13 protein-coding genes are annotated in these 14,829 nt (G+C 64.9%); 5 read left to right on the top strand and 8 right to left on the bottom strand.

Annotated elements, in window-relative coordinates; translation table 11 throughout:
* Positions 1-37: 37 nt before the first annotated feature.
* The gene (locus tag C449_RS08770; protein WP_006077636.1) at positions 38-610 is read right to left on the bottom strand and encodes an SAM-dependent methyltransferase; all 573 of its coding nucleotides are present in this window, start codon (positions 608-610) and stop codon (positions 38-40) included.
* Positions 611-683: 73 nt separating this feature from the next.
* Between C449_RS08770 and C449_RS08765 the strand changes: the two genes are divergently transcribed.
* Positions 684-1,259, top strand: a complete 576-nt coding sequence (locus tag C449_RS08765; protein WP_006077635.1) for a GNAT family N-acetyltransferase — start codon at positions 684-686, stop codon at positions 1,257-1,259.
* A 9-nt stretch (positions 1,260-1,268) separates the two neighbouring features.
* Here the strand turns inward: C449_RS08765 and C449_RS08760 are convergent, their stop codons facing one another.
* Positions 1,269-2,102, bottom strand: a complete 834-nt coding sequence (locus C449_RS08760; protein ID WP_006077634.1) for an SDR family NAD(P)-dependent oxidoreductase — start codon at positions 2,100-2,102, stop codon at positions 1,269-1,271.
* Positions 2,103-2,276: 174 nt separating this feature from the next.
* Here C449_RS08760 and fen point away from each other — a divergent pair, with 174 nt between their 5' ends.
* Entirely contained in the window at positions 2,277-3,254 is a 978-nt protein-coding gene (gene fen / locus C449_RS08755) for a flap endonuclease-1 (protein WP_006077633.1), read from the top strand.
* 97 nt (positions 3,255-3,351) lie between these two features.
* Here the strand turns inward: fen and C449_RS08750 are convergent, their stop codons facing one another.
* Complete coding sequence (locus C449_RS08750) at positions 3,352-3,888, bottom strand: GNAT family N-acetyltransferase (protein ID WP_006077632.1); 537 nt, start codon at positions 3,886-3,888, stop codon at positions 3,352-3,354.
* Between the two features lie 166 nt (positions 3,889-4,054).
* Between C449_RS08750 and C449_RS08745 the strand changes: the two genes are divergently transcribed.
* The 3 genes from C449_RS08745 to C449_RS08735 all read left to right on the top strand — a co-directional run bounded on the left by C449_RS08745 (position 4,055) and on the right by C449_RS08735 (position 7,495).
* Entirely contained in the window at positions 4,055-4,306 is a 252-nt protein-coding gene (locus tag C449_RS08745) for a BolA family protein (RefSeq protein WP_006077631.1), read from the top strand.
* Positions 4,307-4,422: 116 nt separating this feature from the next.
* Entirely contained in the window at positions 4,423-5,835 is a 1,413-nt protein-coding gene (locus C449_RS08740) for a class II fumarate hydratase (protein ID WP_006077630.1), read from the top strand.
* Positions 5,836-6,220: 385 nt separating this feature from the next.
* Positions 6,221-7,495 carry an Nramp family divalent metal transporter gene (locus C449_RS08735; protein WP_049914024.1) on the top strand — a complete coding sequence of 425 codons (1,275 nt, stop codon included), beginning with the start codon at positions 6,221-6,223 and terminating at the stop codon, positions 7,493-7,495.
* Positions 7,496-7,913: 418 nt separating this feature from the next.
* Here the strand turns inward: C449_RS08735 and C449_RS08725 are convergent, their stop codons facing one another.
* From C449_RS08725 to C449_RS08705, 5 genes are all read right to left on the bottom strand, one after another.
* The gene (locus tag C449_RS08725) at positions 7,914-8,558 is read right to left on the bottom strand and encodes a nitroreductase family protein (protein ID WP_006077628.1); all 645 of its coding nucleotides are present in this window, start codon (positions 8,556-8,558) and stop codon (positions 7,914-7,916) included.
* 114 nt (positions 8,559-8,672) lie between these two features.
* The gene (locus tag C449_RS08720) at positions 8,673-9,818 is read right to left on the bottom strand and encodes an acyl-CoA dehydrogenase family protein (RefSeq protein ID WP_006077627.1); all 1,146 of its coding nucleotides are present in this window, start codon (positions 9,816-9,818) and stop codon (positions 8,673-8,675) included.
* 98 nt (positions 9,819-9,916) lie between these two features.
* A complete protein-coding gene (locus C449_RS08715) occupies positions 9,917-11,572 on the bottom strand; it encodes a long-chain fatty acid--CoA ligase (protein ID WP_006077626.1) in 1,656 nt (551 codons plus the stop codon).
* 103 nt (positions 11,573-11,675) lie between these two features.
* Entirely contained in the window at positions 11,676-12,344 is a 669-nt protein-coding gene (locus C449_RS08710) for an O-methyltransferase (protein WP_006077625.1), read from the bottom strand.
* Between the two features lie 337 nt (positions 12,345-12,681).
* Positions 12,682-14,589 (bottom strand): beta-CASP ribonuclease aCPSF1, encoded by a 1,908-nt coding sequence (locus C449_RS08705; protein WP_006077624.1) that lies wholly within the window; start codon positions 14,587-14,589, stop codon positions 12,682-12,684.
* Between the last annotated feature and the right edge of the window lie 240 nt (positions 14,590-14,829).

The following is a 14,829-nucleotide window of genomic DNA, read 5'->3' as shown; positions in this document are numbered from 1 at the left end:
GTATCCGGTTCGAAGCGCGGCAGAATGTATCCGTCGATCAGCGTTTGACGCCCGCGACCGTGTAGCCGAACCCGCGAGAGGGGACTGCGGCGTCGAGACCCGCGTTCTCGACCCCTGCGGCGAGTTCTTCGGGGGTGAAAAACTCCGAGTCGAACCCCACGAGATGTTCGGCCGCGACCAGCGCGCGCCCGCGTAGCGTCGCACGGTCGAACTCCCGACAGACCAGCACGCCACCCGGTCGAAGGACGCGGGTCGCCTCGGCGAGCGCCCCTGCCCTGTCGGCGACGTGGTGGAGCGCGTCGACGATGAGTACCGAATCCATCGATTCGTCGGCGAACGGGAGCGACGCGCCGTCCGCACGGACGCCGTCGAGTCCCAGCCGTCGCGCCTCGCCGAGCATCCCGTGGGCGGCGTCGACCACGATCCGCTCGGGAACGTCGATCGTGCGCACCGCTCGGCCGGTGCCACCGCCGACGTCGACGACGCGCTCGATGTCGCGCTCGGCGAGTGCGAGTCCCGCCCGGAGCGCGCGCTCGTCGGTCGAGGGCATGAACCGCTCGTAGTGGCGCGCGAAACGCTCGAAGTACGCAACGTCGCCGGGCGTGTGCATGGTTCCTCGTAGACCGGCCACCGGTTAAAAACCTCCCCGGAGGACATATCCCACACGCACGCCACGGGACACCGTGGAGTTCGTCGTGTGCGGCTGGCCCGAGGACGGCCCGACCCTCCGGCTCGACTACCGGCGGTTCAGTTACGCCGGCAAGTTCGTGATGTCACAGACCGGGAAGGCCGTCGCCCGCGAGACGGACGCGGCCGCGAGTGCGGACGAAAGCGAGTTCGACGAGTGGGTCGTTGCGGCGGTCGCGTTCAACGAGGACCGCACCGACCCGGACACGCTCTGGTTCCGATATATCACGGTTCGGGACGACCGTCGCGGCGACGGGATCGGTGCGCGGCTCGCGGCGTTCGCCGCCGAACGGGCCGCGAATCGAGGTTACGAGCGCCTCCGGATCGCGGTCAACAACCCCTTCGCCTACGAAGCCCTCCACAAGGCTGGGTTCGGCTACACCGGTCGGGAGACCGGGCTCGCGGAGCTCGTGCTCGAACGTCCCGCAGGCCGGCCAGCCGAGCGCTCACGCACGGCCTACCAAGCAGGACTCGATGTCTACCGCGAGCGCGATCTCTCCGACGGCGAGGAGAACTTTCTGGCCACGAGAAGCGAGGCGGACCCGCCGGCGGTGATCGATCCGCCTACGTGAGGTAAACACTTAGTCGGCTGCCTGGCCACCATCGATCGGCAACGTGTGTCCAGTGATGTAGGAGGCATCGGACGAACACAGGAACGCCACCGCACCAGCCATCTCTTCCGGATCTGCGATGCGGTCCATCGGGACGTCCCGCATCGCCGATGTATCGAAATCCGCACGGATGGTCCGAACCGCCGTCCGAATCAGCCGAACGACTGCCACGACTCGCTGGGTAAGCGACATCGAGGAGAAATCACCGCCGATCATGCCGGACTGGATGTTCGTGTTCGTTGGGCCAGGCGCGATCGCGTTGATGCGGACGCCCCGCCCGGCGTATTCGAGTGCGACCGATTTCGTCAGGCCGACGACGCCGTGCTTGCTGGCCGAATAGCTAGAGAGGCCGCCCATCCCGACCAGACCGGCCTCAGAGGCGGTGTTGACGATCGCTCCGTGTCCCTGCTCCTCCATCACGGGGAGTTCGGCCTTCAGGCACGTCCAGATTCCTTTCAGATTGATGTCGAGGAGTCGGTCCCAGTCGGCCTCTTCGATGTCGGTCACCTCCGTGAAGCCGGTGAGGATCCCCGCGTTGTTGTGAGCGAAATCGAGGCTCCCGTAAGTCTCGACAGCGACATCGACCATTCGTTCGACCGACGTGGGATCGGAAACGTCGACTTCGACGAAGATCGCGTTGCCACCGGCATCCTCGATACGATCGGCCGTTTCACGGCCGGTCTCTTCCGCAATATCGGCAACGACGACGTTTGCCCCCTCGTCAGCGAAACGGAGCGCGGACGCACGCCCGATCCCGGATCCAGCTCCCGTTATGACAACCGTCCTCCCGTCTAATCCATTCATCGTCGGCTCCCACAGCAGTTGCGCAGCACGTTGGTTAACGATTGGGGTCACGGGAGTGCGCTGCCGTCCCGGACCGCCACCGCTTCCCGCCGCGCTGAGTGCTTGCGAACGACCGCTTCTCGCTGTTGATTCGATTGCAGTAGAGTCAAGCAAGCGACGCGCGTACGACGGCCAATGGGTAACGCAGACCTCCGCCAACTCGCCGCGATCGAGCCGATCGCGTTCTCGGAGCTGGCGGGCGCAACGGTGGCGATCGACGCCCACAACTGGCTCTACCGATATCTCACCACGACAGTCAAGTGGACGAGCGACGCGGTTTACACCACGACGGCCGGCGAAGAGGTCGCGAACCTCGTCGGAATCGTCCAGGGCCTTCCCAAGTTCTTCGAACACGACGTCACGCCGGTGTTCGTCTTCGATGGCGGCGTCACCGACCTCAAAACCAACGAGGTCGAACGTCGGCGCGAACAGCGCGAACAGGCCGAAGAGCGCGCCGTCGAAGCGCGCGAGGCGGGCGACGCGATCGAGGCCGCCAGACTGGAGGCACGCACCCAGCGCCTCACCGACACGATCCACGAGACCACGCGCGAACTCCTCGGGCTGCTCGACGTGCCGGTGGTCGAAGCCCCTGCGGAGGGTGAGGCCCAGGCCGCCCACATGGCCCGCTCTGGAACTGTCGACTACGCCGGCAGCGAGGACTACGACACCCTGCTGTTCGGCGCGCCCCGCACGCTCCGCGGCCTCACGAGCAAAGGCGACCCCGAGTGTATGGAGTTCGAGGCCACACTCACCGAGCACGATCTCACGTGGGAGCAGCTCGTCGACGTGGGTATCCTCTGTGGCACGGACTTCAACGAGGGCGTATCAGGCGTCGGGCCGAAGACCGCAGTAAAACTCGTCCGCGAGCACGGCGACCTCTGGGCCGCGCTGGAGGCCGAGGATGCGTACATCGAGAACGGCGATCTGATCCGAGAGCTGTTTTTGAACCCCGATGTGACCGACGCCAAGTTCGATACCGACATTGACCCCGACCTCGACGCGGCGCGCGAGTACGTGACCGACGAGTGGGAGATCCCCGAGAGCGAGATCGAGCGCGGCTTCGAGCGGATCGAGGAGAGCGTCGTCCAGTCGGGACTCGATCGCTGGACCTGAAGACTACCTGTGCCAACGGCTGATCAGCAACGCTGACGATATCACTGACGAATGCGCATATCGGAGGTTGGGTAGAAATTTTGCCATAAGGAACAGCTCAGACATCATCAACGGAAACCGTCATTCGATGACGGTGCGTCTCGAAGCCGAGCTTCTCGTAGAAACCGATGGCGCGCTCGTTGTCGACATCGACGTCGAGCGCGAGCTCCGCACAACCTGCCTCGCGTGCTCGCTCCACAGCGCGCTCGATCAGCCGGTGGCTGAGACCCGTACCACGGTACGGCTCGCGAACGTAGATATCTCCGACGACCAGCCGGTCCGGCCGATCGAAAACTGAAGATGCCTCGTCGATCTCGGTCGTGACGAAACCGACGAAGTCGCCGTCGGTGGTGGCGAGGTCGGTGTCGGCTCCCGAATCATCGGTCGACGAGCCGTCGACGGCGATCCACGCTCGATAGCCCGCTTCGTCGAGCTGGTCGAGTCGGAACGCCGTCTCCTCGGCGACGAGATCGATGTCCTCGGCGAGCGCGTGGCGGTCGACATTCGCTTCGAGATCGTGGTGGAAGGGGAGCCATAGCTCCTCGACGTAGCGACGGACGGCGGGTTCGTCGGCTGGAAGCCGGCGGAGTTTCATGTCTTCGTCGAGCGATCGCCGCCGTATATACGTCGTGGATCGCCGGATTAGTGCCGCAAACGATCGACAGCCCCGCTTCGAACTCGTCACGGAACGTCGGTCGCCGGTAGTGGTCTCACCACGAGCGACCTGAAGCGTTTTGCCGCTGGCTCACGCCCGTTCGGACATGGACACCACCGAGGTCGAGCGACTCATCGAATCCGGCATCGAGGATGCGGACGCGACCGTCACCCAGCCGCGCGGCGAGGACGACGACCATCTCGCCGCCGTCGTCGTCGCGCCGGCCTTCGAGGACGAGACGCTCGTCGCCCAACACGAGCAGGTTTACGACGCGCTCGGCGAGCACATGACGACCGACATCCACGCACTCGAACTCAAGACGTACACTCCCGAGGAGTACGAAGAGCGTAGCGCCTGATCGAGACGGACTGCCGAGACGGATCAGTGCTGGACGAGATGGCTGCCGGGCGGGTCGTAGCGAGCGCGTGACCGGTTCCCGTGAGTTTTACCAACCCCGGCGCAAAGCGGGCGTGTATGAGCGATCAGGACACCCGCACCGAGGCCGACAGTCTGGGCGAGATGGAAGTCCCCGCGGACGCCTACTGGGGAGCACAAACTCAGCGTGCGGTCGAGAACTTCCCGATCAGCGGGATCGGCTTCGACCGGCGATTCGTTCGCGCGCTCGGAATCGTGAAGAAGGCTGCCGCGCAGGCCAACCGCGACCTCGATCTGATCGACGAGGAGACGGCGGAGGCGATCATCGCGGCGGCGGAAGAGGTCATCTCCGGCGAACACGACGGCCAGTTCCCGGTCGATGTCTTCCAAACAGGATCGGGCACTTCGACGAACATGAACGCCAACGAAGTGATCGCGAACCGTGCGAGCGAGATCCGCGGTGAGGACGTCGGTTCCAGAGCTGTCCACCCGAACGACGACGTCAACTTCGGCCAGTCCTCGAACGACGTGATCCCGACGGCGATGCACGTCGCCACGCTCGAATCGATCGAGCGCGACCTCGTTCCCGCGCTCGAACGCCTCCGGACGGCGCTCGGCGAGAAGGAAGCGGAGTTCGACACGGTGGTGAAAACGGGTCGGACGCACCTCCAGGACGCAACCCCCGTCAGACTGGGCCAGGAGTTCGGCGGCTACCGCGCTCAAATCGACAAGGGGATCACCCGCGTGAACAAGACCACTCGCAATCTCTCGGAGCTCGCGCTTGGCGGGACCGCGGTCGGCACGGGACTCAACACCCATCCGGAGTTCCCCGAACGCGCGGCCGAGTACATCTCCGGGGAAACAGGATTACCGTTCAAGGAGGCCACCGATCACTTCGAGGCCCAGGCCGCCCACGACGCGATGGCGGAAGCCCACGGCGCGCTTCGTACGGTGTCGGGATCGCTGCACAAGATCGCCAACGATCTCCGACTTCTCGCATCGGGACCCAGAAACGGCATCGGCGAGATCGACCAGCCCGAAAACCAGCCCGGCTCGTCGATCATGCCCGGGAAGATCAACCCCGTCGTCGCCGAGGCCGTGAATCAAGTTCACGTCCAAGTCGTCGGCAACGACGCCGCGGTCTCGACCGGCGCGGCGAACGGCCAGATCGACCTCAATCTATACAAACCCGTCATCGCCCACAACACCCTCCAGTCGGTCGCGCTGCTCGCGAACGCCAGCGAGACCTTCGCCGAGAAGTTCGTCGACAAGCTCGAAGCCAACCGCGAACGGTGCGAGGAGCAGGTCGAACGGAGCATGGCGCTCGCGACCGCGCTGAACGCCCACCTCGGCTACGACAAGGCGAGCGAGGTGGCGAAGGAAGCACTCAAAGAAGACAAGACCGTGCGCGAGGTCGTCGTCGAGAAGGAGTATCTCGACGCCGAGGAAGCCGACGACGTGCTCGATGCGCGCGCGATGACCGAGCGCGGAATCCCGGGCCGCGAGGAATAGCGCACCCTCGATCGTCCCCGCCGTCGGTTGCCATCCGCGACCGATCCACCAGTGGTCGGTGACGAGCCCTATTCAGTATCGGCGATGACGAGGATCGAATCCACAGAGGAGTCTCGGGACGAACGCCTCCCTCCGGCGGTGCTGGCGATTCTCCGACACCGTTCGCTCTCCACTCCACAGAAACACCTCGTCAACGGTAGTTTTCGTCGTCGACCGACGAGCACTGAACCACCGCACAGCCGTGGAACGAGTCGTTCGCAAGCAACGCTCTTAGGTGGCACGCGATCTACTATCGAACTGTCACGGTCACTGCGGCGATAGATGACGGAAAATTCCGGTTGCGGCGCGGACTGCAGTTCGGGCGATCGAAGTTTTCGAAATGAACATGTCAGGTACTACCTCATCGTATCGAGAGCGGGTTCGCGACACGACGTCCGGCTTCTTCCAGCAGTACGGGCTGGCGTTCGTGATGGTTGCTAGCTACTTCGGCTCCGGATCGATATTCATCGCCAGTTCGGCCGGCGTTCGATTCGGGTACGCGCTGCTGTGGGCGGTCGTCGGCGCAGCGTTGCTCGGTTTCATGGCACAGGACATGAGCGCCCGGCTCGGCATCTTCGGCGAGCCGCTGATGGTGTTCGTCCGGCGGAAACTCGGCGGGCGGCTCGCGACCGTACTCGCCGTCGTTCTGTCGAGCGGCTGTCTGCTCTGGGCGTTCGAGCTGACCGCCGCGGTTGGGAAAGGACTCTCCTTGCTAGTCGGTGGCGCGGTCGGCTGGATGCCGCTCGCCGTCCTCACGGGATTTGCTGCCGTCGCCGTCGGCGTGTTGAACTACGAGGGCATCGAGCAGTTGATGACCGCGATGATGATCGGACTGCTGATCGTCTATCTCGTCGTCACCGGCACGACAGCCCCGCCACTGTCGGCGATCGCCACCGGGTTCGTCCCGAGCGTTCCCGGCGTCGGCGCGCTCACGCTCGTGGCGTCGATTCTCGGCACGACCGCGCTCTGGCCGAACTTCTTCCTCGAATCGAACCTCGTCGCGGAGAAAGGCTGGACCGGGCGGTCGGATATCGCCCCGATGCGACGAGATCTCGGGATCGGCTACGCGGTCGGCGGGATCACCACGATCGCGATCTTGGTCCTCGCGGCCGCCGTCCTCCGGCCGGCGGGCTACACCGAACTCGAAACGTTTCTCACCCCGGGACGCGCGCTCGGGAACGTCATCGGCGAGTGGGCGCGGACGGTGTTCCTGGTCGGCGCGGTCGCTGCGGCGTTCAACAGCATCATCCCGATCATGTGGACGCCGTCGTATCTCTTCCAGCACGCTCGTGGGAACGAGGCCGATTCGGCCAGCCGGAGTTTCAAAGCCATCTACGCAGTTCTCGTCGGTATCAGCGGATTCTCGCCGCTGATCACGATGTTTTTGGGCCTCGGCGTGATCGACATGATCATTCTCTTCCCGGCGTACAACGCCATCGTCGGGCTCCCGATCACGGCCGTCCTACTGTTTTGGGCGGTCAACGACGAGAAAACGATGGGTGAGCACCGAAACACACGCTCGCTCTCGGTTATCAACGCCGCACTCGTCGTGTTAGCGGTCGTGTCCGCGGCGACCTCGCTGCCGGGCGTCGTCGACGCACTCCTCTCCGGGGGGCTCTAACCACCGCTCGCGCCCGGGGCGTGGGCGTGTCCCGGTCCGTGAGAGCTGGTACGCGGAATCGATCATCGGCGCGTCGATACGGGCGAGCACCCGCTGGAGAACGTGCTGTGTCCTCGATTCGGTGGCGTCGGTGTCGGTATCGCCATCGAGGGTGGCGTCAGCGGATGTTCCGTCGTGGTGATCGGCTCCAATCATTCTCTTGGTCGACGTCCGCTGCGTACTGAGTACTGGTATTTGAACGTTCTGGCAGTGGGCAGCGATGGACAGTAATGGGGTCGGGAGTTCGGAAACGGCCTGCTATTGGTCAGTGAGAGTTGTTCGGACGGCCGGTTCAACCGACGACTTCCGTTCTCGTCGGTATCGATCCTTTCGTCCCGTCAAAACAAGATTTCGGAGGACGGTACACTGCGCCGAAGGTTCAGCTCGGCGTGAACTCGCCGGCGAAGACGATTTCGTCCAAGTTCTTTCGCTGGTTCGGGTGTTCACCGTCGTCGTCGCCAGGAGCGATCGCGTCCTCGTCGCGTTCGCCGATAGCGGTCATCGCCTCGACCGCGTACTCGTCGGTGAGATCGAACAGCTCGGCGGCTGCGTCGTAGTCGAATCCCTGCATCCCGTGGACGACGAGGCCACGGCGTGCCCCCTCCAGCGCGAGGTTCTCCGTCGCTGCGCCGGTGTCGAAGGAGTGGGTGGGCGCAGGCTCGTCGTTGTGATCGAAGGTGGTCTTCGAGAGAATTACGACGAGCGCCGCGGCGTCGGTCGCCCACTCGCGGTTGCCTTCGGCGAGCAGATCGACGAAGTCGTCCCATGCATCGTCGTCCGGCGTCGCGTAGACGAACCGCCAGTGCTGGTTGTTGTACGACGACGGAGCCCAGCGGGCGGCCTCGAACAGCGCGAGGAGATCGTCCTCGGGCAGCGTGTCACCGGTCATCGACCGCGGCGACCACCGATTGACGAACAGCGGATCGATGTCGTATGCGGGATCGCGGTGTTCGTCGACCGGTTCGCGGAGGCCGTCGACGGTCGAACCAGCGTGTTCGCTGTCGCTATCGCTTTGCTGTTGCATCGATATACGGCAAGAGGCGTCACACACGGACAAATCTACCGAACGACGAACCGAGTTCTCGATAGCTGACACCAGCTCGCGGGACGGCGGAGCAGCGGCTCGGCGGGGCAGCAGTCAGCGCTGGCGGTAGATCAGGTTGCGCTGGATCGCGTTCGCGCCCTCGTAGATCACCGGAATCCGGCAATCGCGATAGACACGGGCGATCCGGTTTTCGGACAGCACCGACCGACCGCCGTGGAGCTGCATCCCGCGTTCTGCGCACTCGACGGCGGCCTCGGTGGAGTTCGCCTTGGCGAGTGCGGCCCAGTAGCCCGCGTTGTCCTGGTCGGCGACCTTCCCGGCGGCGCGCCAGTTGAGCGCGCGGGCGCGCTCGAACTCGATGAGCATGTCCGAGAGGTCATGCTGGACGGCCTGGAACTCGCTCACGTCCCGGCCGAACGCCGCGCGGTCGTGGACGAAGTCCCACGCCTCCTCGATGGCCGCCGCAGCGAGACCCAGCCCGTGGCCGCCGACGACGACCCGGCCGTGGTTGAAGAAGTCCGCGAGCATGTAGAAGCCGGTGCCTTCGTTGCCGACGAGGTTTGCCTCGGGGATCCGGCAATCGTCGAACTCGATGTGGCCCTGCTTGGAGGCGCGAAAGCCCATCTTCTCGGGGATGTGTTCGGCGTCGTAGCCGGGCGCGTCGGTCGGCACGATGAACATCGAGTAGTTCGAGTAGCGATCGTCGGCATCCCCTGTTTTGACGTAGACGGTGAGCCACTCGGCCTCGACCGCGTTACCGACCCAGTACTTCTCGCCGTTCAGCACCCATTCGTCGCCGTCCTTCTCGGCACTCGTGGTCATCCCGGCGAGGTCGCTGCCGGTCTGGGGTTCCGAAACCGCGAGGCCAGTAATCTGATCGCACTCCGCCACGGGCCGGAGGTACTCCTCGTGCTGGTCGTCGTTGCCGTACTTCTCGACGATCTCGGCTCCGAAACTCGCGAGCTGGAGGGTGAGTGCGATCCCGGCATCCGCGCGGTAGAACTCCTCGGCGATCGCGAGCATTGCCTCCAATCCGAGACCGCGTCCGCCGAGCTCCTCATCGATGTCTTGGGCAACGAGACCGGCGTCCTGGCCGGCTTCGAGGATCTCCCACGGGTACTCGCCGGTTCGGAAGTACTCCTCGGCGTTGGGCGCGATATGCTCGTCGGCGAACGCGCGGGCTTCGGCTTTGACCTCGCGGGCGTGCTCGGGGACGATCGACTCGTCGAGTAGCTCCATATCCTCGATGGGAGCGCGACGCCCAAATAGGTCGCGTAAACCGGAAACCGTGTGTCGAGGGTTGTTCGGCGGCTGTCGCTCCGCCGCTACGGCGTCGACTACTCGTCCTCGGGAGCGGCCTCGGCGGGTGCCTCACCCTCGACCAGCGAGGCGTCGGCGTACTCCTCGCGGAGGTCCTTCTTCGAGAACTTCCCGGTGGCGGTTTTGGGCACCTCGTCGATGTACTCGACGTCGTCGGGAACCCACCACTTCGGGTAGTCCTCGGCGATCATTTCGAGGAGTTCGTCGGACAGGACATCCTGATCGACATCACCGCCAGGCACGACGAACGCGACCGGGCGCTCCTGCCAGCGCTCGTGGGGCACACCTACGACGGTGGCTTCGGCGACGTCGTCGTGGGCCATCAGCGCGTTTTCGAGTTCGACGCTCGAAATCCACTCGCCGCCCGACTTGATGACGTCCTTCGCGCGGTCGACGATCTGGATGTACCCATCGGCGTCGACCGAGACCACGTCGCCGGTCTTGAGCCAGCCGTCCTCGAAGTCCTCCTCGTTGGCCTCGGGGCGCTCGAAGTACTCGGTGGTGACCCACGGGCCGCGGACCCAGAGCTCGCCGAACTCCTCGCCGTCCCACTCGACCTCCTTGCCGTCCTCGTCGATGATCTTGAACTCGAGGCCTGGCACCATCAACCCCTGTTTGCCGCGTTTCGCGTGCCGATCGGCAGCGTCCCACTCGTCCATCCCCGGTTTGAGCCGCGCGACCGAGCCGATCGGGCTCATCTCAGTCATCCCCCATGCGTGGAGGACATCCACGCCCAGTTCGTCGAACTGCCGGATGACCGCCTCTGGAGCGGCGCTCCCGCCGATGACGATCTCTTCGAGGGAGGAGAGGTCGACGTCGTTCTCCTCGAGGTATTCGAGTAGCCCGAGCCAGACAGTCGGAACGCCCGCGGTGATGGTGACGCCCTCTTCCTCGATGAGGTGCGCGATGTCGGCCGGATCGGGCGAGGGTCCAGGGTAGACGTGTTTCGCGCCAGCGGCCGTCGTCGAGAAGGGCATCCCCCACGCGTTGACGTGGAACATCGGCACGACCGGCATCACGACGTCCGTGTCCTCGATGCCGAGGCCCTGTGGCGTTACCGTCGCCATCGTGTGCGACCAGAGCATCCGTTGGGAGTACTCGACGCCCTTCGGCCGCCCGGTGGTGCCGGAAGTGTAGCACATCCCGGCCTCGCGGTCCTCGGGGAGTGCGGGCCAGTCGTACTCGGGCTCCTGCTCCGCGATGAACGACTCGTAATCCGTGACGGGATCGAGGTCGATCTCCGGTACGCTGTCGGCCATCACGACGAACTGCTCGACGCTGCCGAACGCGTCGGCGTCGTACGCGCCGGCGAGCTTCTCGGCGAGCGAAGGGTCGACGAACAGGAGTTCGTCGGTCGCGTTCTCGACGATGTACTGGATGTGCTCGTCGGGTAGAAGGGGGTTGATGGTGTGGAGCTGGCGGCCCGAGTCGGGAACGCCGAAATACGTCTCGAAGTGGCGGTGGTGGTTCCAGCAGAACGTGCCGACGCGAGCCTCGTCGCCGATGCCGGCGGTGTCAAGTGCGTTTGCGAGGCGAGCAACGCGATCACCGTATTCCGAATAATCGTACCGTTCGATCCCGTCGGCGGTGCGCGAGACGATCTCGGTATCGGGGTACATCCGCTCCGCACGCCAGCGGAACGGGCGCAGGGTCTGGGGAGTGCCTCGTGGCATACAACCTCACAATGGCCGGTCCGTAATGATTCTTCCCACCGAGTGCCGATCGCTCACTCTCGTCTCGTCGGCAGTCCGGTGTCTCGTCGCGGTGGTTCCGGTGTCACTCGGTGCGGTGACTCACGGTGATCCCCTCGCCGAGCGGGATCGCGGCGGTCTCGAAGTCGGGATCGGCGCGGACCCGTGCGAGATACGCCGCGACGCCACGGGTCGATTCGTTCGCGTCCGCGACCGTCTCGCCCTCGACGAGTTCGAGCACTGTCTCGAAGTCGACGGAGGTGCTCGTCATCGCGTTGTCGGCGATCACGACGCCGCCCGGCGCGACCTTTTCGCGGATGGCGTCGAACGCCTCTTCGTACCGATCTTTCTCGTTGTCGATCAAGACGACATCGAACGGCCCCTCGTAGTCCCGCGCGAAATCGATCGCGTCGCCGTGTTCGAAGGACGCCCGGTCCGTGAGGTCGCCGCGATCGAAGTACTCGCGCGCCCGATCGAGTTCGTCGGCGTCGATCTCCGTGAGGACGACTTCACCCGTTGGCGGAAGCGCCCGGGCGAACCAGTACGCAGAATAGCCGAACCCGGAGCCGAACTCGAAGACGCGTTCCGCATCGACGAGGCGCGCGAGCGTGGCGAGCCAGCCGCCGACCGCGGGGCCGACAGTCGGAAAGCCGATCTCCTCGCCGTATTCGTCCATCTCGGTCAGAACTTCGTCGGGCTGAGGACCGACCGCGCATGCAAAGTCGGTGATGTCGTCGGCAACGAGTTCGGACATGTCCTCACCTCACGCGGGGTGGGGTAAAGGTTTCCTCCCTGCTCGATCCGGCTGCCGGGGCGGTCTGCGAAGGGGGTTGCGGAGTGGTTCCGGAGTGGTTACGGTAGCGGTGCGGAGCGGTGGCCGTGAGCGCGTCCGAGCGCGACAGCGCCGGGCGCGCGAACATGGGGAAGGGCGAGGCCTCAGCGCGTGCCGGGCTACGCGCCCGGCGCGCGCAATGCGTTGCGGAGGCTGCCTGGTGTCCTGCCGAACGAAGTGAGGCAGGGCTCGGGAGAGCTTTGCTCTCCCGGTGGACATGAAAAGGGCGAGGCGCGCCACCAAGGCGCGCCGAGGGCTTTCATTTGAATCGGAACGTCTCCAGGTTCTTCGGCGCGAACGTCCGCATGTTGTAGTTGTGATACAGCGCAGAGGAGAGATCCTGGACGCTCGATTCGTCGCCGTGGACGCAGAGCACTTTTTCAGGTCTGGGATTCATCGTCTTCACGAAGTTCTCTAAGCCCTGGCGATCGGCGTGGCCCGAGAACCCGTCGACGGTCTCGACGTCGAACTCGAGATTGAGGGTGTTCGAGCGGCCGCGGCCGTTGCGCGGGATCTCGTCCCAGCCGTTCTGAATCCGCCGGCCGAGGGTGCCCTGGGCCTGGTAGCCGACGAAGACCATCGTGGTGTCGGTGTCGGCCCCGAGATGATCGAGCCACGACATGATCGGGCCGCCGGTGACCATCCCCGAGGTCGAGAGGATGATCGCGGGGTCGCCCGCGGCGACCTCCTCGCGCTCGTCGTCGCCCTCGTCGATGTGGTTGAACTGCGGCGCGAGGAAGGGGTTCTCGTCGTCGTGGAAGATGCGATCTCGGAGATCGTCCCGGAGGTACTCGGGATAGGTGGTGTGGATCGCGGTCGCCTCCCAGATCATCCCGTCGAGGTGGACGGGCATTTCGGGGATCTTCCCCGAGCGCATCGCCTCTTCGAGGACGAGCATGATCTCCTGGGACCGACCCACCGCAAATGCCGGGATCAGGACCTTCCCGCCGCGGTCAGCGGTCTCGTTGATGACCTCGATCAGCTTCTCCTCGGAGTCGGCCTGATCGGTCTGGTAGTCGTTCCGTCCTCCATATGTGGACTCCATTACGAGCGTCTCGACCCGCGGGAAGTCGTTGACCGCGCCGTTGAAGAGGCGCGTGTCGTCGTAGTGGATGTCGCCCGAGAACGCGACGTTGTAGAACCCGTCGCCGATGTGGAAGTGCGCGACCGACGAGCCGAGAATGTGGCCGGCGTTGTGGAGCGTGAGTTTTACGTCGGGTGCGATATCGGTGACGTCGCCGTACTCGATCGGGATGGCGTGTTTGACCGCCTCCCGGACCATCGCGCTGTCGTAGGGGGGGCTGCGGCCCTCCTTCGCCGCGACGTCGAGGTAGTCGAGCTGGAGGAGCCCCATCAGATCGCGGGTCGGCTCGGTGGTGTAGATCGGCCCGTCGTAGCCGTACTTGAACAGGAGCGGGATCAGTGCGGAGTGATCGAGGTGAGCGTGGGTCAGGACGACGGCGTCGAGCGAGTTCAGCGGGTTCGCTTCGGGAACCTGGAGGTACGGTGCGTCGTCGGAACCCGGTTTGTCGCCGCAGTCGATCAGGATCCTCGTCTCGGGCGTCGAGAGGATGAAGCTCGCGCGGCCGACCTCCCGACAGCAGCCGAGGGTGGAGATCCGGACCCACTCGTCGTCGGCCATCTCCTCGCGGTGGATCTGCCGACCGACGCGTTCCAGAATGTCCCGGCGCTCCTCGCGTTCCTGCTTGAGGAAGCTCCGGACGTTCGACACCGTGGAGGACTCGATCGGCGGCGTCCTGACGACTTCGGGCGTCCAGCCGACTTCCTGGGTGATTTCTCGGAGTGTGGAGCCGTGGCGACCGATCACCATCCCCGGTTTGGCGGCCTCGATCACGACCTCGCCGGTGTCGGCGTGGAAGTCGAGATCCGAGACGTCGGCCTTCTCGGGAATCACGTTCAGGACTTTCTCGCGCGCGGTCGCCGGATCGGTGAGCGCGTCGGGGACCGGACGCACGGTGATCCGCTTGCGAAGTTGGCCAGCGAGATTCCGGATCAGGTCGCCGTTGCGCGCGAACTTCTTCGGGTCGCGCGTGTAGATCACGAGCTCCGGCCCTTCGTAGGTCACGTCCGACACCGAGATGTCGTTCGGGAGTTCGTCGACTATCGTTGCCTGTAGCTCGTCGAGCTGCTTGTCAACCGTACTCATAGTAAGATTCGGGTCATGTGCTGAGAGACCACGCGTATGCCGGTCCGTCGTCGCGCCCGGCTCTCGATCGGACCTGCTCCTGAGCGGCGGCGTGGGTCGGTCCGTTCGGTGGACGGGAACCGTTCGCGAGAGGCACGGACTGTGGCATACAATACTCTCTGGAGGTCGTTCGGCCCGCACGACGGGCCCGTGGGGTCCGGACTCGTGACGATGGACTGCTGAGAGCCCGGAGAACCCGCG

Source organism: Halococcus saccharolyticus DSM 5350, from assembly GCF_000336915.1.
Classification (GTDB): domain Archaea; phylum Halobacteriota; class Halobacteria; order Halobacteriales; family Halococcaceae; genus Halococcus; species Halococcus saccharolyticus.
This window is presented reverse-complemented; position numbering and strand designations above follow the sequence as displayed.